Source organism: Photobacterium sanctipauli, assembly GCF_003026495.1.
GTDB lineage: Bacteria > Pseudomonadota > Gammaproteobacteria > Enterobacterales > Vibrionaceae > Photobacterium > Photobacterium sanctipauli.
The window spans coordinates 25,620-50,096 of sequence record NZ_PYMA01000017.1; the positions used below are offsets into that span (position 1 = coordinate 25,620).

18 protein-coding genes are annotated in these 24,477 nt (G+C 52.8%); 6 read left to right on the plus strand and 12 right to left on the minus strand.

Features of this window, described 5'->3' with window-relative positions; genetic code table 11:
* Positions 1-104: 104 nt before the first annotated feature.
* The 6 genes from parC to nudF form a co-directional block, all read right to left on the minus strand.
* Positions 105-2,366, minus strand: coding sequence for a DNA topoisomerase IV subunit A (gene parC / locus C9I98_RS20875; protein ID WP_036822900.1), 2,262 nt, complete (start codon positions 2,364-2,366; stop codon positions 105-107).
* 86 nt (positions 2,367-2,452) lie between these two features.
* Positions 2,453-4,336: a DNA topoisomerase IV subunit B gene (gene parE / locus C9I98_RS20880; protein ID WP_036822883.1), complete on the minus strand. Its 1,884-nt coding sequence runs from the start codon at positions 4,334-4,336 to the stop codon at positions 2,453-2,455.
* Between the two features lie 178 nt (positions 4,337-4,514).
* Positions 4,515-5,093, minus strand: a complete 579-nt coding sequence (gene yqiA, locus C9I98_RS20885; RefSeq protein WP_036822886.1) for an esterase YqiA — start codon at positions 5,091-5,093, stop codon at positions 4,515-4,517.
* 3 nt (positions 5,094-5,096) lie between these two features.
* Positions 5,097-5,921 carry a 3',5'-cyclic-AMP phosphodiesterase gene (gene cpdA, locus C9I98_RS20890; protein WP_036822889.1) on the minus strand — a complete coding sequence of 275 codons (825 nt, stop codon included), beginning with the start codon at positions 5,919-5,921 and terminating at the stop codon, positions 5,097-5,099.
* Positions 5,922-5,950: 29 nt separating this feature from the next.
* Positions 5,951-6,379 carry a DUF1249 family protein gene (locus C9I98_RS20895; protein WP_081878950.1) on the minus strand — a complete coding sequence of 143 codons (429 nt, stop codon included), beginning with the start codon at positions 6,377-6,379 and terminating at the stop codon, positions 5,951-5,953.
* A gap of 25 nt (positions 6,380-6,404) precedes the next feature.
* Complete coding sequence (gene nudF / locus C9I98_RS20900; RefSeq protein WP_036822892.1) at positions 6,405-7,040, minus strand: ADP-ribose diphosphatase; 636 nt, start codon at positions 7,038-7,040, stop codon at positions 6,405-6,407.
* A 291-nt stretch (positions 7,041-7,331) separates the two neighbouring features.
* On the opposite strand from nudF, the gene tolC reads away from it, so the two are divergent.
* Complete coding sequence (gene tolC / locus C9I98_RS20910) at positions 7,332-8,624, plus strand: outer membrane channel protein TolC (RefSeq protein WP_107272445.1); 1,293 nt, start codon at positions 7,332-7,334, stop codon at positions 8,622-8,624.
* Positions 8,625-8,716: 92 nt separating this feature from the next.
* Here the strand turns inward: tolC and hldE are convergent, their stop codons facing one another.
* The 3 genes from hldE to C9I98_RS20925 form a co-directional block, all read right to left on the minus strand.
* A complete protein-coding gene (gene hldE, locus C9I98_RS20915; RefSeq protein WP_036821204.1) occupies positions 8,717-10,147 on the minus strand; it encodes a bifunctional D-glycero-beta-D-manno-heptose-7-phosphate kinase/D-glycero-beta-D-manno-heptose 1-phosphate adenylyltransferase HldE in 1,431 nt (476 codons plus the stop codon).
* A 115-nt stretch (positions 10,148-10,262) separates the two neighbouring features.
* A complete protein-coding gene (gene glnE, locus C9I98_RS20920; protein ID WP_107272446.1) occupies positions 10,263-13,130 on the minus strand; it encodes a bifunctional [glutamate--ammonia ligase]-adenylyl-L-tyrosine phosphorylase/[glutamate--ammonia-ligase] adenylyltransferase in 2,868 nt (955 codons plus the stop codon).
* A gap of 111 nt (positions 13,131-13,241) precedes the next feature.
* Entirely contained in the window at positions 13,242-14,843 is a 1,602-nt protein-coding gene (locus C9I98_RS20925; RefSeq protein ID WP_036824863.1) for a methyl-accepting chemotaxis protein, read from the minus strand.
* Between the two features lie 178 nt (positions 14,844-15,021).
* On the opposite strand from C9I98_RS20925, the gene C9I98_RS20930 reads away from it, so the two are divergent.
* Positions 15,022-15,798, plus strand: coding sequence for a potassium channel family protein (locus tag C9I98_RS20930; RefSeq protein WP_051902331.1), 777 nt, complete (start codon positions 15,022-15,024; stop codon positions 15,796-15,798).
* Positions 15,799-15,886: 88 nt separating this feature from the next.
* On the opposite strand, the gene C9I98_RS20935 is transcribed toward C9I98_RS20930, so the two are convergent.
* Positions 15,887-17,404: a CYTH and CHAD domain-containing protein gene (locus C9I98_RS20935; protein ID WP_107272447.1), complete on the minus strand. Its 1,518-nt coding sequence runs from the start codon at positions 17,402-17,404 to the stop codon at positions 15,887-15,889.
* 184 nt (positions 17,405-17,588) lie between these two features.
* On the opposite strand from C9I98_RS20935, the gene C9I98_RS20940 reads away from it, so the two are divergent.
* The 3 genes from C9I98_RS20940 to C9I98_RS20950 all read left to right on the plus strand — a co-directional run bounded on the left by C9I98_RS20940 (position 17,589) and on the right by C9I98_RS20950 (position 20,316).
* Complete coding sequence (locus C9I98_RS20940) at positions 17,589-18,269, plus strand: TIGR00153 family protein (protein ID WP_036817480.1); 681 nt, start codon at positions 17,589-17,591, stop codon at positions 18,267-18,269.
* Between the two features lie 31 nt (positions 18,270-18,300).
* The gene (locus tag C9I98_RS20945; protein ID WP_036817479.1) at positions 18,301-19,569 is read left to right on the plus strand and encodes an inorganic phosphate transporter; all 1,269 of its coding nucleotides are present in this window, start codon (positions 18,301-18,303) and stop codon (positions 19,567-19,569) included.
* 129 nt (positions 19,570-19,698) lie between these two features.
* Positions 19,699-20,316: a TIGR04211 family SH3 domain-containing protein gene (locus C9I98_RS20950; protein WP_036817478.1), complete on the plus strand. Its 618-nt coding sequence runs from the start codon at positions 19,699-19,701 to the stop codon at positions 20,314-20,316.
* An 84-nt stretch (positions 20,317-20,400) separates the two neighbouring features.
* Here C9I98_RS20950 and C9I98_RS20955 read toward each other — a convergent pair whose 3' ends face one another.
* Together C9I98_RS20955 and C9I98_RS20960 are read right to left on the minus strand one after the other, a co-directional pair.
* Positions 20,401-21,291: a general secretion pathway protein GspB gene (locus tag C9I98_RS20955; RefSeq protein WP_081878836.1), complete on the minus strand. Its 891-nt coding sequence runs from the start codon at positions 21,289-21,291 to the stop codon at positions 20,401-20,403.
* Positions 21,291-22,991: an ExeA family protein gene (locus C9I98_RS20960; RefSeq protein WP_107272448.1), complete on the minus strand. Its 1,701-nt coding sequence runs from the start codon at positions 22,989-22,991 to the stop codon at positions 21,291-21,293. Before C9I98_RS20960 ends, C9I98_RS20955 begins: the two co-directional genes overlap by 1 nt.
* Positions 22,992-23,177: 186 nt before the next feature.
* Between C9I98_RS20960 and C9I98_RS20965 the strand changes: the two genes are divergently transcribed.
* Positions 23,178-24,404: a multifunctional CCA addition/repair protein gene (locus tag C9I98_RS20965; protein WP_036828402.1), complete on the plus strand. Its 1,227-nt coding sequence runs from the start codon at positions 23,178-23,180 to the stop codon at positions 24,402-24,404.
* Positions 24,405-24,477: the final 73 nt, after the last annotated feature.

A 24,477-nucleotide genomic window follows, 5' to 3' on the forward strand; every position in this document is an offset into this window, starting at 1 on the left:
GTATACTTAGGCTGCGGGAAAATACACCTTTTATGTGCAGAAATTAGATCGCCCGCCAGATCAAAAAAGCCCTCCACTGGAGGGCTTGATGATAACTCTATCGATTATTCGCTGGCTGATTCCGGCGACTCAACTTCCATCCGGGTCACACGCTGCAACCCTCGCGGCAGCATACTGCCCCGGCGGCCCCGCTCACCACGGAAGTTCTCCAAATCAGACGGCTTGAGGCCAAGCTTGCGCTTACCGGCATACAAGGTCAACGTGCTGTTCTGCGGTAACACGACCAGCTGCGACAGGAACTCTTCCCTCGCCTTGGAGCGGGCGGCTGGGATATTGATTATCTTGTTGCCCTTACCCTTGCTCAGCTGCGGCAGATCCTTGATCGGGAACAACAACATCCGGCCTTCGTTGGTAATGGCCAGGATCTCATCGGTATCAATATTGCTGATTTGCTGCGGCGCCATGACTTCGGCACTTTCTGGCACAGTCAGCAGCGCCTTACCGTTCTTGTTCTTCGAAACCAGATCCGCGCCCTTACAGATGAAGCCATAGCCCGCATCCGAGCCCATCAACCACAGCTGATCGTCCTCAGACATCATCACCTGTCGCATCTGGCTGCCCGGGGTCAGGTTCAAGCGACCGGTGATCGGCTCGCCCTGGCTACGTGCCGACGGCAAGGAATGGGATTCCAACGCATAACTGCGCCCATCGCTGCCAAGGAATACGGCTGGCTGGTTGCTCTTACCGCGGGCATGCGCCATATAGCCATCACCCGACTTATAGCTCAGGCCGCTCGGATCAACCTCATGGCCTTTGGCGTGGCGGATCCAACCTTTTTCCGAAAGCACTACCGTGATCGCTTCACTTGGGATCAAGTCACGCTCGGTTAAGGCTTTCGCCTCTTCACGCTCCACCAATGGTGAGCGGCGGTCATCGCCGTACTTCTCGGCATCGGCCAAGATTTCCTTCTTGATCAGCGTATTCAGGCGGCGCTCAGAACCCAGGATCTTCTCAAGCTGCTCTCGCTCTTTCGAAAGTTCATCTTGCTCGCCACGGATCTTGATCTCTTCCAGCTTAGCCAACTGGCGTAGCTTGATTTCAAGGATCGCATCAGCCTGAATCGCACTCAGGTCAAAGCGGGACATCAACTCGGCTTTCGGATCATCCTCGGTACGGATGATTTCAATCACTTCATCAATGTTCAGGTAAGCCGCCAGCAAACCCTCAAGGATATGCAAGCGGGCATTCACTTTGTCCAAACGGTGCTGCAAGCGACGGCGAACGGTTGTACGGCGGAACTCCAACCACTCGGTTAGGATACGTACCAGCCCCTTCACCTGCGGGCGGCTATCCAGACCCAGCATGTTCAAGTTAACCCGGAAGCTTTTTTCCAGATCCGTCGATGCAAACAGGTGGTTCATCAACTGCTCGCAATCAATCCGGTTCGAGCGCGGTACGATCACGATACGCGTCGGGTTCTCATGATCCGATTCGTCACGCAAGTCATCCACCATCGGCAGTTTCTTGGCGCGCATTTGGCTGGCGATTTGCTCTAGCAGTTTCGACCCGGATACCTGGTGCGGCAATGCGGTGACAACGATATCGCTGCCTTCCTTATGCCAAACCGCACGCATCTTGATACTGCCGCGGCCAGTGCGGTAGACCTTCTTCAGATCCGACTTCGAAGAGATAATTTCGGCTTCAGTCGGATAATCCGGCCCCTTGACGAACTCCATCACATCGTCAAGTTCGGCTTTCGGGTTCTCAATCAAGTGCACCGCCGCCTGGGCAACCTCGCGGGCGTTGTGAGGCGGAATATCGGTCGCCATACCCACGGCGATACCCGTAACCCCGTTCAACAGGATATGCGGCAAACGCGCTGGCAGCATCAATGGCTCTTTCATGGTGCCGTCGAAGTTCGGCCCCCAGTCCACGGTGCCCTGGCCCAACTCGTTAAGCAGCACCTCAGAGAAACGGGACAAGCGCGATTCGGTATAACGCATCGCGGCGAACGATTTCGGATCATCCGGCGCACCCCAGTTACCCTGGCCATCAACCAGCGGGTAGCGGTATGAGAATGGCTGCGCCATCAATACCATGGCTTCATAGCAAGCCGAGTCACCGTGCGGGTGGTACTTACCCAGTACATCACCGACGGTACGGGCAGATTTTTTATATTTCGCGGTCGCCGACAGGCCAAGCTCTGACATCGCGTAGATAATACGGCGTTGTACAGGCTTCAAACCGTCACCAATGAACGGCAAGGCACGATCCATGATTACGTACATGGAATAGTTAAGGTAGGCGTCTTCGGTAAACTTCCTAAGCGGGAGCTGTTCTACGCCATCCATAGAGACATCAGTCATCGTTGGGTATTCCGTTAAGTCTTTTGCAGCAAGCCGGCAAGCAACCGGCTTACTCATTAAATCAATCTAAGCAACAAGGCGAAGCGTTACACTTCTGCCATATCACCTTTTTCTTGCAGCCAATGGCGACGGTCTTCGGCACGCTTTTTACCAAGCAGCATATCCATCATTTCATTGGTCTGCTCATCGTCGTCAATGGTCAGCTGCACCAAGCGGCGGGTATTCGGATCCATGGTGGTCTCACGCAGCTGCAATGGATTCATCTCACCCAGACCTTTGAATCGCTGCACGTTGATCTTGCCGCGCTTACCGCTGAGGCGATCCATAATGCCGTCTTTCTCGGCATCATCCAGCGCGTAGTAAACCTCTTTACCCAAGTCGATACGGTAGAGCGGCGGCATTGCGATGTAGACATGGCCGGCACGAACAAGCGCCTCGAAATGCTTAACAAACAACGCACATAGCAGGGTGGCGATGTGAAGACCATCGGAGTCCGCATCGGCAAGGACGCAGATTTTACCGTAGCGCAAACCGCTCAGGTCTTGGCTGTCAGGGTCGATACCCAGGGCAACCGAAATATCATGCACTTCCTGCGACGCCAGTACCTGATCAGCAGAGACCTCCCAAGTATTTAGGATCTTACCGCGCAGTGGCATGATCGCCTGGAATTCACGATCACGGGCCTGCTTGGCAGAACCACCCGCCGAGTCACCCTCCACCAGGAACAGTTCGGTACGGGAAAGATCTTGCTGCGAACAATCTGCCAACTTACCAGGCAGCGCCGGGCCGGAAGCAATCTTCTTACGCACCACCTTCTTGCTGGCGCGCATACGGCGGTGGGCATTGGCAATACAGACTTCAGCCAACTGCTCGGCAATTTGCGGGCGCTCGTTCAACCATAGGCTGAAGGCATCTTTCACCACACCAGAAACAAAAGCAGCGCACTGGCGCGATGACAAGCGCTCTTTGGTTTGGCCTGCAAACTGGGGATCTTGCATTTTTACCGACAAGACGTAGGCGCAGCGTTCCCAAATATCATCCGCGGTTAGCTTTACGCCGCGCGGCAGCAAGTTTCGGAATTCACAGAACTCACGCATCGCATCCAGCAAGCCTTGGCGCAAGCCGTTAACATGGGTACCGCCTTGGGCCGTTGGAATAAGGTTGACGTAACTTTCGGTCACCAGTTCGCCGCCTTCCGGTAGCCAGAGCAATGCCCAATCGGCCGCTTCAGTTTGGCCGCTGAATACGCCGGTAAACGGTTCCTCCGGCAGCAGGGTATACCCTTTAACGCCTTCAGCAAGGTAGTCCTTCAAGCCGTCTTCGTAGCACCAGCGCACGGTTTCTTCGTTGGCCTTATCAGTAAAGACGATCTCAAGCCCCGGACACAGTACCGCCTTGGCCTTAAGGTTGTTCTTTAAGCGTGAAACCGAGAATTTAGGGCTATCGAAATACTGGGCGTCAGGCCAGAAATGAACACGGGTACCCTTGGCACGGCGGCCACAGGTGCCGATAACCTCAAGCTCTGAAACCTTATCGCCGTTCTCAAATGCAATTTGGTAAACCTGCCCGTCACGCTTAACCGTGACTTCAACACGGGTCGACAGGGCGTTGACCACCGAGATACCTACCCCGTGCAAACCACCGGAGAACTGGTAGTTCTTACCCGAGAATTTACCACCCGCATGCAGCTTACAAAGGATAAGCTCGACACCTGATACCCCTTCTTCCGGGTGGATGTCGACAGGCATGCCTCGGCCATCATCAACCACCTCAAGCGACTGATCGGCATGGAGAATAACTTCGACCTTGCGGGCATGGCCTGCCAAGGCTTCATCGACACTGTTATCGATGACTTCCTGGCCAAGGTGGTTAGGCCTAACCGTATCGGTATACATACCCGGACGGCGGCGGACTGGCTCAAGGCCATTTAGAACCTCAATGGCTCCGGCGTTATAGCTTTGCTCTGTCATATTTACGGAAAGTTACGGAAAATTTTTGCCACAATAGTCAGTAACCCCAGCTCGGTTGTCAAGCAGGGGTCGGTGAAGAGACCCACAAATGTGAGTCGGGTTTGATCAATTTCATCCCTAAGCAGCCCGGTGTCACTTACTTTGAGCGCTCAAGCCAGCTCACTTAGGTATCAGGATCTTATAATCCCAAGAACTTGATGATGTCAGTAGGATAGCGTTCAAATCCGACAAAACTATGATCACCTTCCGGCTCAACAGTCTGTCGGCAAGCAGCGTACTTCTCCACTGCCTGACGATAATCGAGCACTTCGTCACCTTCTTGCTGCAGTAACCAGAATTGCTCGGGACGGGGAATAGCCGCAACATCAATTTGTCGCAGCTCTTCAATATGCTTTGGGGCTAGCCAATAGCGTTCACCGGTATACGGATTTTGCTGCTCGCCTAGGTAGTCTTGCAATAGCTCGTAAGGTTTTACCGCAGGGTTCACCAAGACTGCCGGCAACTGAAACCGCTCGTTGAGCCATGTTGAAATATAGCCGCCGAGCGAGCTTCCCACCAGCCCAATTTTATACTCGCCCGTAAACTGCTGGACATACTCTTCAATGAAAGCGACCGCTTCTGCAGGATAACAAGGCATTTGCGGCACCTCGACCCGAATGTCAGGCCGCTCGCGACGGCAATACTCGGCCATCACCTGCGCCTTATGCGATAGGGGCGAGCTATTAAAGCCATGAATGTAGAGTAAGAGGGGTTTCATCGCTTAGTATCCTGCTGAGTCGAACTGGGGGGTGAACTGGCTCCCCTCAATACGGTAAACCTGCGTCAATAGTTGGCCTTGCGCCGTCAATTCGAGCATTCGCCACCCAGGGTTTTGGCGGTCAAGGGCAAAATCATGGGAATCGGGCTGGAACTGGATACACGTCGATGGTGTCGCCAATACACGGACCCCATGGTAGATACGGTCTAATTCCTGGTGAATATGCCCGCACAAAATAGCTTTTACTTGCGGGTACTTATCGACAACCTGCCAAAATGCCTCGGCATTGTGAAGTTGGTGCTGATCCAGCCAGGTACTGCCCGCAGGCAATGGGTGGTGGTGGAGCAACACCAAAGCATGGCGCTCCGGGTGGGCTGCCAGCGCTTGATCAAGCATGGCCAGCTGCTGTTCGCTCAATTCTCCATGCGGCACCCCCTGCACCTGGCTATCGAGCAAAATCACCTGCCAGTGATCGCCAGCCATCACTTGGTGGCAAGGCTTGATCTGAGGGGACGGCAATACCGCCTGCATACTTGGTTGGTAATCATGATTGCCAGGCAACCAGAAGCAAGGCTGTGACCAGCGAGCAATACCGTCACAAAAACGTTGATAGGATTCTGCGGTATGATCTTGGGAAATATCGCCAGTCGCCACAATGGCCTCAAACGGGCGCGCAGCAACGTCTACCGCATCAAGCACGGCATGAAAGCTGTCTTTTGTCGCAACGCCCAACAAGCTACCGCATTCGTCGGCAAATAAGTGGGTGTCGGTAATTTGAAGTAAAACCACGCTATCGGGGTTCGCCTGTGGCAGAGTGTAGTTCTGCAAAACGTCAAAAACCTTGTCTATCTATACTGTTAACAAACCGACTGTCTACTGATCCCATTTTTCAGGCAATACGCCAACCAATCACCCAAGAAGCGATTCACTTGGTGCTTCTCGTCTTTTTGGTGCATCCGCAGATTCGGATAATCATACCTTGGCTGCAGCCGCGAAATCTGCTGTGCTGAGCACACTTCAGCGACTCTGGCATCATGGTAAAGCCTGACCTTCATCCGAGGTGCCATATATTCAGGCAATTCGGCGCCGCCCGACAAGCACAGCTCAACCATGGTGGTATAGCGGGTCGACTCAATAATGGTCAGATGGTACTCATGCTCAAAGACACAATAAATACACCTATCACCCACCTGATCGCTTTTTGGCAGTAATGGGAGCAGCTTCGCATAGTTCGTCTCGTAGAGACGCATGATACCAGCAAAATCAACGGAGTATCGTTTATTCAATCGGCGTCCTTATCAGTGGGTAACGTTAAACTTCGGCTTGCAACCGTTTATAGTTTAGTTGCAACCATTGTAGCGCAATGATTGAAGCCGCATTTTCAATTTTACCAGATTCTACCCACTGATAAGCGACCTCTCGCGATACAACATGAACGCGAATATCTTCGCCTTCCTCTTCCAAGCCGTGGATCCCCTTGGCCAGATTGCTATCAACCCGGCCCACGAAGATATCCAGCGTCTCGGAGCAGCCACCCGAACTCGAAAGGTAGCGGGAAATTTTTTCGAGATGGCTTACGCTCACCCCGGCCTCTTCAACGGCTTCCCGGCTGACCACCTCTTCCGAGCACTCGCCTTCTTCGATGATCCCGGCCACAATCTCTAATTGCCACGGGGCACAGTTGGCTGCCATCGCACCGACTCGAAACTGTTCTACAATAACTACACGGTCAGTGATTGGATCATAAGGCAGCAAGGCAGCGGCATGACCACGTTCAAATAGCTCACGCTCAATTGGCACACTCCAGCCACCAGCAAACAGCCGATGGCGGAAGCGGTATTTCACCATACTAAAGTAGCCTTGGTAGAGCGGCTCGGTGGATAACACTTCAATGTCATCACGCGTAAATGATTCTAATTCACTGTCCTTTGGGGAGTGATGCTTCATTACAATTTCCCTTTGTGTACCTGTTGGCAGTCTATGTTCGAACGGCTCTATACGATACGTGTTTGTATTTTTTCATTCATAATGCCTGCCAGCAATGATTTAATTCAACATTTATGACAAATATTGTGATTTTATTTAAGTCCATTTTTAGAGTTGAATAGATTACAATCACATATGTTGGAGTAAACCACGTAAAATAAAGTAAAACTGAAAAATGATCAGTTTCAGGCAAGGAAACATCAGGTACACTGATGTCTTGCTCGTTTTTTGTCAGGACCAGGATAGGCATTCATGAAAAAATTGCTTCCGCTTATTGTTAGCGTTGCGCTTGGCGGCTTCAGCCAGTTAGCACTGGCTGATGATTTAGCCGAAATATACCAACAAGCTAAACAAAATGACCCGCAGCTGTTGCGCTCAGCTGCCGACAAAGATGCCGCATTCGAGGCGATCAATTCATCTCGAAGTGCACTATTGCCACAGATTAACCTGACGGCAGGCTACAACACGGCTTTTCTTGATGGAAAAGACAACGATGATGGCTTCAACGGTGGTCTGACGCTAAACCAGTCAATTTACAACCGTGCCAGCTGGGTTAGCCTAGATATCAGCGAAAAGCAAGCTCGCCAAAGCGATGCGGCTTACGCTGCAACCCAACAGGGCTTGATCCTACGCGTATCTGACGCCTACTTTGCCGTGCTACGCGCTATGGACGACCTTGAGTTCGTTCGTGCCGAGAAAGCCGCTGTTGGCCGTCAGCTAGAACAAACCAAGCAGCGCTTCGAAGTGGGCCTATCGGCGATTACCGATGTGCACGATGCACAAGCCCAGTACGACAGCGTGTTGGCTGATGAGATCCTAGCGGAAAACTCACTGACCAACAGCTACGAAGGCCTGCGTGAAATCACCGGCCAAGAGCACACAGACCTGAGCATCCTTGATACCAACCGCTTTGCGGCAAGTGCACCACAAGCCCGTGTACTCGACCTTATCAAAGATGCGGAAAGCGAGAACTTGAGCCTATTAACAGCGCGAATCTCGCAAGATGTTGCCCGTGACCAAATCGCGCTTGCCGAGTCTGGCCACTTGCCAACATTGTCTTTCGACGCTGGTTACAACTACGACGAAAAAAATGCAGGCAGCCGTGACGACGGCACCGTTACAGCAGGTATCAACCTAGCGTTACCAGTCTACACCGGTGGCCGTACAACCTCGGAAGTGAAGCAGGCACAGTTCGCCTACGTGGGTGCTAGCGAAGATCTAGAAGGTTCATACCGTACCGTCGTGAAAGACGTGCGTGCGTTCTACAACAACATCAACGCCTCTATCGGTGCCCTGCGTGCCTACCAGCAATCTGTGGTTTCAGCGCAATCAGCACTGGAAGCAACAGAAGCAGGTTTCGATGTCGGTACCCGTACTATCGTTGACGTCCTAGATGCAACCCGTCGCCTATACGATGCCAACCGTCAGCTTGCCAACGCTCGCTACGATTACATCATCAGCCAACTTCAGCTGAAGCAAGCTGTCGGCTCGCTAAACGAGCAAGACGTGCTTGATGTTAACGCTGGCTTGATGACAGCGAAGTAATCTCGAATTACTGCCAATAAAAAAGCGCCTTTCGGCGCTTTTTTTGTCTCTGTCGAGCCAGTCTACAGCTCGCTGCAGGTTAAGCTTACGCTTTAACCTCGGCCACCTCGGATCGCCTCGATGATTTCCGTCGTCGAGCAGCCATCTTCAAAGTTCAGCACGCGTACTTCACCGCCCGCCGCAATGACCTCTTGGCCACCTGCGATCTCTTCCGGCTTGTAATCACCACCTTTCACCAACAGCGTCGGCAGAATTTCACTGATCAAACGCTGTGGCGTTTCTTCGCTAAACGGTACTACCCAATCGACTGCGCCCAAACCGGCCAATACCGCCATGCGGCGATCTTCCGGGTTTACTGGACGACCAGGGCCCTTCAAGGTTTGAACAGAGCTGTCCGAGTTCACCGCAACTATCAAGCGATCGCCGAGCTTGGCAGCTTCATTCAGATAGGCAACATGGCCTGCATGCAAGATATCGAAACAACCGTTGGTCATTACCACCGTTTCGCCACGGGCTCGTGCCGCTTTCACCGCCTGCTTCAGCTGCACTTCGCCAATCACGCCAAAGCCACTGTCCTGGCTACCATGAATAGCATCTGTCAACTCGATAGTCGAAAGGGTTGAGGTACCCAGCTTGCCTACCACAACACCCGCAGCGGCATTCGCCAGCTTACAAGAGTCAGCCAACGACTTACCCGCAGCCAATGACGCGGCCAACACTGAAATCACGGTATCGCCAGCGCCGGTTACGTCATACACTTCTTTCGCCAGCGTCGGCATATGCAAGGCTGGAAGGCCTTTTTGCAACAATGTCATGCCGTGCTCGCTGCGCGTTACCAGCAAGGCTTCAAGCTCAAACTTTTCAATCAAGCCAAGGCCTTTTTCGACTAAATCATCATCCGAGTGGGTCTTACCGACAACGGCTTCAAACTCGGACAAGTTTGGCGTTAACAAGGTTGCACCACGGTAACGCTCAAAGTCAGCTCCCTTAGGGTCAATCATCACCGGTACATTGGCCTTACGCGCCAACTGGATCATCGCCTGAACATGCTCAAGCGCGCCTTTGGCATAATCCGATAGGATCACCGCTTTCACTTGCGGCAGTGACTGCTCCAAGCGTGGCAAGATCAAATCAGCATCCACATCATGGAAACCTTCTTCGAAATCCAAGCGGATCAACTGCTGACCACGGCTCATTACACGCAGCTTGGTGATGGTTGGGTAATCCGGTAGTGATACAAAATCACAGCGGACATCCAGCGAACTTAACTTTTCTGTCAGCGCCTTGGCTGGTTCATCAATCCCGGTTAAACCGACTAAACGGGCATGGCCACCCAGCGCTGCAATATTCATCGCAACGTTGGCAGCTCCACCTGGGCGCTCTTCGATCTGATCGACCTTTACAACTGGTACCGGGGCTTCTGGTGAAATACGACCTGTCGGCCCATACCAGTAGCGATCCAACATAACATCGCCAACTACCAGCACACCTGCTTGATCATAATCAGGAAGCGTCAGTTTCATTTTTTTCTCCGGGATTGTGATAACCGCCAAATCTTAACATAAAGCCAACTTGCCATGCATTATTCACCCATTAAATAGTCAACAACTTATCGCCAATGGCTATATGCAAAACGAACTAACGGTTCTCATTCGCTTCTGGCTCAAGGTGCTGCTGCCATATCGCCTGCACTGCGGTACGTTCATCGGCAAATGCTGCCTCACTCACATAGGCCGACAGCCCAAGTAAATTCAAGCGGTGGATTTCATCGCGCATCGAGCAATAGGCCTGCTTGAGCATTGTCGCCTGCGACATATCTAAGATCTCGTAATCGGCCATCGTGTCAAACAAACGAACATTGTCAGACCAACGGGTCAATGCCTGCTCATCTTTGGCGAAGTTCAACACCAAATACTGGGCTAAAAACTCAATGTCGGTGATCCCGCCCTTGTCCTGCTTGAGGCCGAACATGCCGGCTTTCTTGCTACCCAGGTGCTCCCGCATTTTATGCCGCATCTCGACCACCTCGGTGCGCAGTTTTGCCTGCTCGCGAGGCTGCATCAATATCTGTTCGCGTGTTACTTTGAAAGCCTGTTGCAATGGCTGATCGCCATAAATCATCCGTGCCCTAACCAGCGCTTGGTGCTCCCAAGTCCAGGCTTCTTTCTGCTGATAGTCTGCAAAGGCTTCCATGGTACTGACCAGCAAACCCGAAGCACCGGATGGACGCAGACGGACATCGACCTCATACAGTACCCCTGACGCGGTTCGGGTCGAAAATAAGTGGACAATACGCTGCGCCAAGCGCAGGTAGAACTGCCTACCGTCAATCTCCTTGCGGCCATTGGTGTACACATTGTCTGGGCAATCATGAAGGAAAACCAAGTCTAAGTCAGAGCCGTACCCCAGTTCCCAACCGCCGACCTTGCCATAGCCAAGCACGCCAAATCCCTTGCCGTCGCGATCGACCAAGTGGCTTGGCTCGCCATATTTTTCAACCATTTGCAGCCAAGCCTGGTTGACCACCGCAGCCACAATCGATTCGGATAGGTAAGTCAGGTGATCGCTGACCTTCATCAGCGGTAGTGCCCCCGCGATATCAGCGGCGGCAATACGCAACAACTGCGTTTGCTTGAACTGGCGAATCGCCTCCATTTGCTGTTCCATATCCTCTTCCGGAATACGGGCTAGGAACTCACGCAGCTCATCGCCATAGCTTTGCAGCGGTGTTGGGTTATAAAGATGCTGCGGATCGAGTAACTCATCGAGCAGAATAGGGTATTGGGCCAACTGCCCCGCCACCATCGGGCTGGCAGCGCAAAGGCGGATCAACTGCTCCAGCGCCGCAGGGTGTTCACTCAGTAGTTCAAGGTAGGTTGTGCGGGTTGCTATCCTGACAATCAGCTTGCTGACCCGTTCAAGGACTTGGGCGGCATCGCTACGGGGGACAATCAACGCCAGCACTTCTGGCATCAGCTTAGCCAGCACTTCCCGCCCGCGAGGGCCGAGGGTACGCTTCGATAGCTCCGCCTTCATCGTGGTCAGAATATCAACTTGTTGCTGGGCATCTTGTGCCTCAAGCTCTTGCAGCACTGCCAGTACGACCTCGGGATCCTTAATCATCGCCCAAATTTCATGGTACTGGGCTGCGACTTCATTTGGCTTTTCGTCTTCTTCGGTACCGATAATGTCATCAAACACTGCATGGATCGCAGCCATATGCTGAGAGGTGGCGACAAGTAGCTCGTCCCAACTCGCAAAATTCATAGCCGATGCCAAGCGGCACTGATCCAGCGGTTTATCTGGTAGGGTCTGGGTTTGCTTATCATCAATCGCCTGAAGCAGATTTTCTAATCGTCTCAGGAAACAATAGCCTTGCTCTAGGGAGTCAACCTGCTCGGGTGGAAGTAGCCCTTGCTCACTTATCGCCTCGAGGGTTTCCAGCAGCCCACGCCCGCGCAAGTTCGGGGTTCGGCCACCACGGATCAGCTGGAAAGATTGGGCGATAAACTCCACCTCCCGGATCCCGCCCGCCCCAAGCTTGATGTTCTTGGTGAGGCCACGGCGGCGTACCTCGCTGCTGATCATCGATTTCATCCGGCGCAGGGCCTGGATCGCGCTAAAATCGATATAGCGGCGGAAAACAAACGGGCGCAGCATCTGGCGCAACTCTTGGTACTGGCTAAAACTTTCACGCCCCATCACCCGGGCTTTGATCATGGCATAACGCTCCCAGTCCCGGCCTTGCTCTTGGTAGTAATCTTCCAGAGCCGCGTAGCTCATCACGAGCGGTCCGCTATCACCAAAGGGGCGCAAGCGCATGTCGACCCGATAGCAGAAGCCATCGAACGTTTGCTGATCCAACGCCTTGATCAGACGCTGACCAAGCCGGGTAAAAAACTGTGCATTGGCCAGGCTGCGGCGACCACCTTGGGTTTCACCGTTCTCGGGATAAGTGAAGATAAGATCGATATCGGAAGAGAAGTTGAGCTCGCCGCCACCCAGCTTGCCCATGCCAAGGATCAGCATCGGCTGCGGTTCACCGGCCGCATTGGTGGGCGTACCCCACTCTTTGCAGCTTTGGGCATAAAGCCAATTATAAGCCTCCATAATGATGGCTTCTGCCAGCATCGACAGGTGCTCAAGGCTACTTTGCAAGGGAATAGTGCCCGCAAAGTCATGGCTTGCAATCCAAGTCATTTCCCGATGCCGGAAACGACGTAGAATACGCATCAAGCTATTTTCATCCGTTGCCACCGCTAGCTCGCCAGACAAGGCATCGCGATAGCTTTCACTGCGGGACTCATCTTCCATATGCTCAGCCAGCCAAGGCAGTAATGAAGCATCACGCACGATAGCCGAGGTAATGAAATCACTGTGCCCCAATACCTGCTGCAGAGCATCCAACTGTTGCTGCGGCCATGCCGCGACTGCCTCGGGCTGAGACTGCGCCACTTTTTCCCATGCTTTGTCTGCCGCAGATTGAATCATGTCTTGCTGGCTCATAGTGCTTCCTTTTGCTATTACCTGTCTGGCTGGGCTTTTTGTGATCCCCAAGATAGCACAACGCCCGCATATTGCGGGCGTTGAAGTGATGATTTGTTATCCCAATAACGCTTACACCGTAAAGGCTTGGATCTTGCCTTCCAGCTCCGTGGCATGGCCTTGCATCACGTCCGATGTTTCCGACAATTCGCTCACCACCACCACCGAGGCTTCAACCAACTCACGCACATTGGTCAGGTTCTGGTTCATTTCATCGGCGACAGCCGATTGCTGCTCAGCTGCCGATGCAATCTGGAAGTTCATGTCGTTGATCAACTTCACCTGATCCACGATCTTATCCAGCTCGCCGCCGGCATTGGTGACCAGCTCAACCCCTTCGGCCGCTTCAACCACGCTCTGCTCCATCAAATCGACCGCTTGGTTGGCACTGTTTTGCAACTGCGAAATCATTTCCTGGATCTCGACCGTGGCCGTTTGCGTACGTTGCGCAAGGTTGCGAACCTCATCGGCCACCACGGCAAAACCGCGCCCGGCATCGCCAGCACGTGCCGCTTCAATGGCTGCGTTCAATGCCAGCAAGTTGGTCTGCTCCGAAATGCTCTGGATAGTCACAATCACGCTGCCAATCTGCTCAACCCTTTCTTCCACTTGGTTCACCGCATTGGCTGATTGGCTAATGTCTTGTGACAGCTGATTAATCGTGCCGATAGTTTGGGTGACAAACTGCTGACCTTGCAACGCCTGCTCTGAAGTGCCCTCTGTCGCGCTGGATGCTTCGCGGGCATGGTCGGCCACGGTTTGAACCGTTGAGCTCATTTCACTCATTGCCGAGGCCAACTGATCGATCTCGTTGAACTCTTCCTGTGCCGATTCCTTGGTTTCCACCATGCTAATCGACATCACTTCAGCCAACCCGGACAACTCACCGGAAGCATCGCGTTGATTGCAAATGACATCACGCAACTGGAGGCGGGTCTTCTCCAGCTCTTGTGCCAATTCGCCATATTCATCACGGCAATCCATCTCGATAGGCTGCGACAAATCGCGGGCAGCCAAGCGCTGGATATTATCAGCTAGGTAGCGTGTCTGACGCAACATGACACTGGAGCCTCCCAGCAAAATCACCACAAAAGCGATGATCATCAAAGCGGTCTGCCACGCAACCTGAACCAAATAGCTTTGGTAATAGGCCTCTGCTTCTGACGCGGGTTGGGACGCCACCACTACCCAGTTTTGCGCAGGTACATTCACGGCATATTCAAACCGGGTTTGGTTATCAAGCACCAAGCTCTCGCTACCGCTGAACTGCTGCAGCACCTGGCTTAACTCACCACGCTCATCAACCTTACCGGCCAATGCGTTGAGCGAGGTTGCCCTTGGATGGCCGAACACCTTGCCACTATCGCGCTCAACCAGGTAGATGTAGGACCCCTGGTTCATGGTCGCCGCCTGAGCCGCAATCAATGCTTCGGCTTTTGCCGCCGTTTGATTGCCACCGGCCATCAACTCAGTCAGCATTGCCGCACTTGATTGCGCTTGCTCTTGCGCCCTACCTTTCTGAATCTCGACCACCGAAAGATAGAATGTATTTGCATCCCATAACTGCTTGCCAATCAGCAACAAGGTACTAAATACCATTAGTAGTACTAACTTAGGTACCAAGCGGATATTGGTTAATCTTTTCTCCCACGGCTTGAAAACCATTTTGGTCATGTGGAATCTCCATATATTCTATTACTGCCCGCCATCATTATCGGAATAGTCATTTGACGCGGGCAAGGGGAAGGTGCTGACGTTTTATCTCAACGCATGACTGTTGAGCGATTTATTTTACACCCCGAAACAACACCGCCTATTGTATAGACCAACCAGGGATTTCAGAAATCGAATGATAAAAAAGATCGATGACGTCAAACATGAACTAAATCCAATGAGCCTAATGTCGCTTGTTTTGTCGTTTCTATCACTGACCATTGTCACCTGCATGATTTTTATCAACAAAGCGAGCAATGCCTATACCCTGCTGCTTGGCATCGATACATTTATCTGCCTTATATTTTGGTGCCAGCTGTTGACTGATCTCTTTCGCAGCCAAGAAAAAATCCAATACCTCAAACGCCACTGGCCGGATTTTCTCGCCAGCCTTCCCATCATCGAGCAAGTCCGTTTTGCCCGGTTAATCCAAGTATTTCGGGTGGTGCGCTTGCTTCGCTCAAGCCAGCAAATCCTTGAGCAGTTGCGCCGCAACCGGCGTGAAGCCACGTTGGCTTCGATCTTTTTGTTATTGACCATTTTGGTATCCGTCGGCTCTGCCATGATGCTCATCTTGGAGGGGAATGTCGCCGAGTCGAACATCAAAGATCCGGCCGATGCCTTGTGGTGGGTGTTCGTCACCATTTCAACCGTGGGTTATGGTGATCATTACCCAGTGACACTGCTCGGAAAAATGCTGGCAGCACTGATCATTATTTGCGGTGTCGGGCTATTTGGTATGGTGGCAGGCTTGGTCAGTAACTTTATTTCCGACCCTAACCACCAGCAGGAAAAAGACGAGCAAAAGCGCGAGCAAGAATGGCAGATGATGCTAAACAACCAGCAACGCTTGCTGGAAAAACTCGATAGCCTGGAGCGGCAGCTGGCTCGGCAACACAAGAAAGAAAAGCCCTAGAGATAAACGCTTGCCAAGCCTTGCACCGGCACTGAAAACAAAATGCCCAGCAAAAGCCGGGCATTTAACAACGAATGTTTAGCGAAGCTTATGGCCAGTACGGCAACAGCTCGATACCCATTTGGCGAGTCTGATCCATGGCATGGATCAGCGACTCCTCCTTACGGGTTAGCCACTTTTCAAGTTGGCGACGATCTTCTTCATCTTCCTGCCCAGCCACCAAAGCATGGATCGGCTCAAGCTGACGCAAGTCTTCTATCCCACGCAACAAATCAAGCCAAGGCATCCGAAATACCCGACGTTTCTCGGCATCATAGAGGGCGGCAAAACTAAGCCCGCTGGTGAGGTTGCGCACCAGTCTTGGCTGCTGATCAAGGTAATCGATACGATTAAGCTGGCGCTCTGCCGGGAAGACATCCACCAGCTCCTGCCATGAACGCGACAAGGTGCTGTCAGAGAAGGCTTTGATCCCACCGGCAAGCCGGCTGCGCGACTTGTCATCTAGGAACGGCTGCCAACCTCGGCTTAAAATCCAACGGCTCAAATCAAGTAGCAAGCCGCAATAACGCGCGGATTCAAGTAGTTCCAAAATTTCTTGCGTGTCGGGAAGCTCAGATTGACGCAACTCAAGCTGCTTCATCAGTTCCTTGCGGGCATTCAGCTTCTTCAAGGCATGACCTTTTTCCGCTAACAACGCATCAATACTTGCCGCTTCGTCCAACCAATCGAGCTCGCCTTCGAGCCATTGAAGCTCTTGGCGTAGCAAGGCACTGGCACGACGCGGGATCATCCCGCCGAAAATCACCAGCGTTTGACGAATTAACCCCAAGGCCTGGAAGATTTGTTCCAGCGCCGCTGGCTCTTGGCGCTCCGAGAAAATCTGCTCATGGTAGTGCCAATGGCCCAGGGCATGCTCCAAGGTTTTAACGAATACCGCCTCGACACTTTCGTCTTCTGTCACCGGCACAAATTCCAACGGCTTCACGGCATCGCCCTGGTAATCCGCCGCAAGACGATAGCCACGGGCCGCCTTGCTTAGGTTGCCAAGTCGCATGCCGCCATCGGCACAAAGTTCGCGGGCAAGAGTAAAGAGTGCATCCGTCTGGCCTGACTTCAGCTCAAGCTCGACTTCACAAATCGGGGTGGTTTTTCCGTTAGCGCTGACGTCACCTTGGTCAAAAGCCAGTTCAACCTGGCTACCGTCAGGCATGGCAATCAACCATTGCTGACGTTCGAAATCAGTAGAGAACAACGGGGAAAGTTGTTGCTGGACTTGCTCGACGTCAAAGCCCTCAGGCCAGGCATCAGCCGGGTGCAAAGCCAAATTAGGCTCTGTACTGGTTGTCTCAGCATTGTATTCAGGGCGTTGGTGCAATCCGGCAACCACGCGTCCTGCTGTCTTTAATGTTTGAACAAACACATCATCAAAACGACGGACCCGAAGGCCGATATCGTGCTGGCGAAGAATTTGGTCTGGGGTGTCGAAGTAGACATTGCCTAACTTGCGACTACTTTGCTGCAGAATTTTCGCTTCAGCGATTTTGTGTAGCAATTGACTCGAAAATTCTGGTGAGACGAAAAACTTCAGTTCTATCTCGGTTTCCATAGTTATACCTATAAACAGTGGCAACCAAAGGATATTGGCAATTGCGCTTAGGGGCAAGCACGAAATATCAACAAAACCTTGATCGAAATTAGTTCCCCTATACTTACTTATGCGTTACCATGCGCGCCTTAATGACCATCGCTCAAGAATTAGCCATTTAAGGCACTTTCTAGGTTATTCGGCTATGCCAGTAAATACTATTATGGGGCTATTTGCTAAGTCCCCAATCAAACCGCTGCAACGTCATGTTACTCGCGTAAATGAGTGTTGCGAACTGCTTGTTCCTTTCTTCGAAGCCTGTAAGGCGGGTGATTGGGATAAAGCATCGACCTTACGTGAGCAAATCTCGCAGCTTGAAAAAGATGCGGATGTGCTAAAGCGTGAGATCCGTCTAAAACTTCCTCGTGGCCTATTCATGCCAGTCGATCGTACTGACATGCTTGGTCTACTTACCCAGCAGGATAAGCTTGCTAACCTGTCGAAAGACATTGCAGGTCGTGTCTTGGGCCGCCAATTGCAAATTCCTTCCGAAATGTACCCTGATTTCATTGCATACGTTCAACGTTGTCTTGATGCTGCCAACCAGGCAAATCGCGTGATCAACGAACTGGACGAACTGCTAGAAACAGGTTTCAAAGGCAGGGAAGTGACGCTTGTTGCCGAGATGATCAACCAACTGGACGTTATCGAAGACGATACCGACAGTATGCAGATCCAACTTCGTCAACAACTTATGTCTATCGAAGACCAATACAGTCCGGTAGATGTCATGTTCCTGTACAAGATCCTAGAGTGGGTTGGCGCTATTGCCGACCAGGCGCAACGCGTCGGCTCGCGACTTGAAATCATGCTATCGCGTTCTTAATGCGAAAAATGAAATAAAACAAGGTTTTACAATGGAAATCCTGGCTAACTACGGCACCATGATTATTTTGGTGGCGGCTTTCTTTGGTTTTTTAATGGCTGTTGGTATTGGTGCAAACGATGTTGCCAATGCTATGGGTACCTCTGTTGGCTCTAAAGCGCTAACAGTTAAGCAAGCGATCATCATCGCGATGATCTTCGAATTTGCCGGTGCTTACCTAGCCGGTGGTGAAGTAACAGATACCATCCGTAAGGGGGTTATCGAAACATCACTATATGCCGCCAATCCAGAAGTCCTAGTGTACGGTATGATGTCAGCGCTACTTGCTGCAGGTACCTGGCTGCTGGTTGCGTCCTTTATGGGCTGGCCGGTTTCAACCACTCATTCGATTATCGGTGCTATCATCGGTTTCGCCTGTGTTTCTGTCGGCCCTGAAGCGGTTGACTGGAGCTCAGTTCAAGGCATCGTCGGCAGTTGGTTGATCACGCCATTTATCTCTGGTTTGTTTGCCTACGCTATCTTTATCAGTGCCCAGCGTCTGATCTTCGATACAGACAACCCACTGGTAAACGCAAAACGATTCGTTCCGGTTTACATGTTTATCACTGCGATGGTCATCGCTCTTGTAACCATCAAAAAAGGCCTAAAACACGTTGGTCTGCACCTTTCAAGCGGTGAAGCTTGGGTCGCCTCTATCGTTGTTTCGTCTATTATAATGGCCTTTGGTTACATTTATATTAATCGCAAGTACACCGATGATGGATCGTCTGTAGATAGCAATGGCTATGCAGGTGTTGAACGCGTATTTAGCTTACTGATGGTTGTCACTGCGTGTGCGATGGCATTTGCACACGGCTCTAACGACGTTGCCAATGCGATTGGCCCACTGTCTGCTGTTGTTTCAACAGTTGAAAACTTGGGTGAAATCGCAGCGAAAAGCTCCATCGCATGGTGGATCCTGCCACTGGGTGGTTTTGGTATCGTTGTTGGTCTTGCAACCCTTGGCCACAAAGTAATGGCAACCGTGGGGACCGGTATTACCGAACTTACGCCAAGCCGTGGTTTTGCCGCTCAGCTAGCAACAGCCTCAACCGTTGTTCTAGCATCTGGTACCGGCCTGCCAATCTCAACCACACAAACGCTTGTTGGTGCGGTATTGGGTGTTGGTTTTGCTCGTGGTATCGCGGCGCTTAACCTGGGTGTTGTTCGCAACATCGTTGCCTCGTGGGTTGTCACCCTGCCAGCTGGTGCGCTGCTAGCAGTCATTTTCTTCTACGTAATGCAAGCGGTGTTTGGTTAAACACCGTCAAAGCGGGCTCAAGATCAAAAGAGGGAGGCGATGCCTCCCTCTTTTCTTGCACCCAACGCACAAAATTCTTAGACTTTGCCCCTTAGAGAAAAATCAGGCTCTCCCCCAAGGAATCTAATTGTGAAGCAGCTAATCAGCTTACTTATTTTAGCCTTCGCGGTAGTAACTCTACCTGCGAAAGCAGAGCAGACGCGTTATATCTCCGATGATCTGTTTACCTACATGCATAAAGGCCCAAGCACCCAATTCCGCATCATGGGCAGCGTGAACGCTGGCACCAAAGTCGTTTTGCTTGAGAGCAACCGCGAAGCCGGCTTTAGCAAAATCACCGATAACCGTGGCCGCACCGGCTGGGTTAACTCTGATTTCATTTCAAGCCAGGTAGGTCTGAAAGAACGCGTACCAGCCCTTGAAAAAGAGCTAACCGAAGTAAAAGCGTCTTTGGCTGAAGCCCAGCAGTCGGGTGATGAGAAAACAGCAAGCCTGCAGAACTCATTGGAAATCCGCACCAAGCAGATCACCGAGCTGGAAACCCAAAACAGCAACCTGAATGAGCAGCTAATGTCCTCTCAAGCGGAAATCCGCGAACTACGCGCACAAATCGATACCCAAAAAGATGACCTGCTTATGAAGTGGTTCACTTACGGCGGTATGGTCGCTGGCGCAGGCTTGCTATTCGGCCTGATTCTGCCACACCTTATCCCGCGCCGCCGCAAGCGCAACAACGGCTGGGCATAACCCCACCCGCTTTGGATACAAAAATGGCAGTCCTTGTGGCTGCCATTTTTCTTTCCGGCGATTTACCTTACCCTATCTAGCCGCTTACCACTCAGACAAAGCCGGCATGGCAATCAGGTAAGACTCGAAGTCAAATACCACTTGGCGTGGTTCAATCCGACGCAGCCTCACGCCAGGCGCTATCTCATCGCCTTCATAAGCTTCACGGCCATTGACCTTCACCCAGCGGCTATCAGCTATTGAGGAGTAGATATGGGCCTGGAAATCCATGCTCGGCAGCCGGTCTTGCACCGACGCTGGCAACTCGCCGAATGCAATCGCTTCGATTGGGCTTTCGACAATTTGCTCGCGCTCCTGCTGGATCAACCTTGGCAATGGCTCACCATCGCCAGTGGCCTCTATCGCCGAACGCAGCTGCTGGGCAATTTGCGGGGACAGCTCCGAGTAATCCAGCTGGGTCAAGTCCCAGCTATCTTCGATATCAGCGGTATTTCCGGCGCCATTTCCAACCTGGCTGCCTGGCGCTCCTTGATGCTCAGGGCTACCGGCAATAGGGCGCGACGAAGGATAGCGTGTTTGAGTGGCTGTTTGCTGAAATCGCGGCATGGGCTCAGTATACAGCTCAGGGTAGGCCAGCCGGGTGATCCCTTCAGGATAAACCACGGCAACAGCCGGCTCGAACGCTTCGGCCTCTTTCTCAACCGCTTGCGCTACCACAGTCTTGGCCTGGACGGGCTCAGCAGGAGCCGTTGCTATTGCCATCTCTTTTCCTGTAGAGGGAAGAGGTTCGCTGCCGCCAACAAGCACTTGGTATCCCAATACTCCTGCCACGGGCGCAACAGCCAACAACAAGGGGATCCCCCACCGCCTTGCTGCTGGCTTAGCGTAAAGGGAGGTCGCTTTAAACTGGGGGGGAGGCGCAGCCTGTGGCTGCTTCGATTCTGATTGTGCCAGCGCTGACATTAATTTCGACATTAGCTTTTCTCCGGCTGTAGTGTCGGCCCGGGTAAATTGAGTGCCGAATCAATCACCATCAGGGTTCGAGGACCGGCAATGCCATCCACGGTTAAATCCTGCGCCCGCTGGAAACGCCTAAGCTTATCCAGCAACTCTTGCTCAAAGGTATCTTTCGCGCCCGATGGCAGCCCCAGCAACGCACTGAGCTGGTTATCCAGCCAGCGCACCCTTGGCCCCTGCTGGCCATAGCGAATAGCCGTCTTATCCCCAAGCGGCGGGCGCCACAGCAAGGTATATCCTCCCTGCCAACGCAGATCAAGCCAATCGCGGCTTACTTCGATACGCTCTCCGGCCAAAAGCAATTGCACCTCCGTCCGGCCGATGGCGTAGATCACGGCAAAGTACTCCTGCCCCTGAGGTTCAGTCAGGCTAACCAATGCCGGACGATTGATAAGGCCAAGCTGCTCCAGGCTCCCCTTGCCTTCAAAGCAGGTTAGCTGGATCAATGCACCGCTGGCACAGTTGGCTTGGTTTAGCTGGGTATCATAGCCCCACAACTGGTATAGCGTCTGCATGGCACGGCGCTCAGATGCGGCTAGTTGGATCCGTTGCAGCCAGTTGGCCTCAGCTTGTTGCGCCGTTGTCTGAGCAACAGCCGGGGATGTTTGAACAGGCTGTGGTTGTACGGTATTGCTCTGTTGCGACTGGGTCGGCTCAGGCACTGCAGGCGCCTCGTTAGGCTGCGCTTGCAGCGCAGTTTGAGTACTCGTCTCTGTCTTGGCCGGGAACATGCCTTGCCAATAGGCGGCACCGGCTGCAAGGGCGATACCGGCGGCTAGGGCAACCAGTGGATTCAGGTTCCGGGGTTTATTGGCCAAGGCCGCACTTGCGGCGCTGCCAGCCACAGGCACTTGCCAGCTCATTACCTCATGGCAAGCTTGGCCGACCATGTCCTTGCTGATCTGATGGCTGGAGTGTTGGTAGCCCAACTGCATGGATTTATCACACACCAGGTTTATCAAGCGCGGGATCCCGCCGGTTGCCTTGGCAATCTGCTTGGTCTGCGCTGCCGAGAAGACTTGATGCAGGCAATCCACCGCCCGCAAGCGATAGTTGATATATTCGTTGACCTCTTCTTCGGTCAGCGGCAACAAGTGGTAACGCGAGGTGATACGCTGCGCCAACTGGCGTAGCCTATCTTGCTGGAGCAATTGCTGTAGCTCCGGCTGGCCAACCAACACCACTTTCAGCAACTTCACGCTGTCGGTTTCCAGGTTGGTCAGCAAACGCAACTGCTCCATCACATCCGGCATCAGGTGCTGGGCTTCATCGATCAGCAACAGCGTCTGTTTCCCTTGGCTATGGTTGGCCATTAGGTGCTGATAGATAGCATCGGTCAATACTTTCAAGCTTGCTTCGGCGGGGTATTCGATAGCCAGCTCGTCGCACAGGCTAGCCAGCAAGTCGTGGGTCGATAGCGAGGGGTTTAAAATGACCGCTACCTGGGTTTCCTGGGGAAGCCGGGCGATCAGCGCCCTTAACACCGTCGTTTTACCCGTTCCAACTTCCCCGGTAAGCAAGCCGAACCCACCGCCGCCACTCAGGCTGGCCAGCATATGGGTCAATGCTTCCCGGTGGCGCTCACTGAGATAAAGGAAACGCGCGCTAGGCACAATTGAAAACGGCGGCTCCGTAATACCAAAAAAGTCCTTGTACATACCGGTCTGTCCCACAATGTGCTGAAGCTAAAAGAAAGGAAGGCGCTAAATTACCTTTCCTCCGAACAAATGTATACCTCGACTCCCCCAACAATAACAATTACCAGCATCGGGTTCGTCTTAATTATCCAATTTGATATAATTCTTGCACAAAAGTAAGCAAAACCAGCAAAAAAGGTGAAGAGATTGCAGACATTTTTAGTCGGCGGAGCCGTTCGTGATGCCCTACTCGGACTTGCGGTCAAAGACAAAGACTGGGTGGTTGTGGGCTCAACCCCGCAAGAAATGCTCGACCAAGGGTATGCCCAAGTGGGCAGTGATTTCCCTGTCTTCCTTCACCCCAAAACAAAGCAGGAACACGCCCTAGCCCGTACCGAACGTAAATCGGGCCAAGGCTATACCGGATTTACTTGCTACTCGGCCCCGGATGTCACCCTCGAAGAGGATTTGCTCCGCCGGGATCTGACCATCAACGCCATCGCCCAAGCCGATGACGGGAGCTTGATTGACCCCTATGGCGGGCAGAGCGATCTCGAACAACGCCTGCTGCGCCATGTCTCACCGGCTTTTGTCGAAGATCCGCTCCGCGTATTACGCGTCGCCCGCTTTGCTTCGCGCTTTGCCCATCTCGGCTTTACCGTGGCACCGGAAACCATGGCGCTGATGCAAGAAATGGTGGTGGCCGGCGAACTCGCCGCCCTTACCCCGGAGCGGGTATGGATTGAGTGGGAAAAATCCCTGCACAGCCCAAACCCAGAAGTATTTCTAAAAGTACTGCGCCAGAGCGGGGCGCTTGCCGTGATCCTGCCCGAGATCCACAAACTCTTTGGCGTACCGCAACCGGAAAAGTGGCACCCTGAGATCGACTGCGGTATCCATACCCTACTCGTCGCCGAGCAAGCCGCCCAATTATCCGATGATACTGTGATCCGTTTTACCGCCCAAGTGCATGATCTGGGCAAGGCGTTAACCCCGCCCGAAGAGTGGCCGAGCCATAAGATGCACTGCCAAACCGGCCTGGCGGCTATCAAGGGCGTTTGCCAACGCTTGCGCGTCCCCAACGATTACCGCGACACCGCACTGATGGTGTGCGCCCAGCATACCAAGATCCACCATGCTGCCGAGCTGCGACCAGCAACATTTATCGATATCTTTAATCAAATCGATGCTTGGCGAAAACCGGAGCGTGTCAAACAACTGGCGATATGCTGCCGTGCCGATGTGAGAGGCCGCACCGGGTTTGAAAATGATCCCTACCCCCAGGCTGATATCTTATTGGGCGCCTTCGATGCCGCCCAATCGGTGGCGGTTAAGCCGATAGTCGAGGCTGGGTATAAAGGGAAGGAAATCAAGGAGCAACTGGCCATCCGCCGCACCGAGGCGGTCAAGCACGCCCTTTCGACCTTGCGCTAACCCGTCACCGGCCCATCGAATACAAAAAAGCCCAGCACGTTGCTGGGCTTTCTTATGTTTTGGCTTGCTCGCG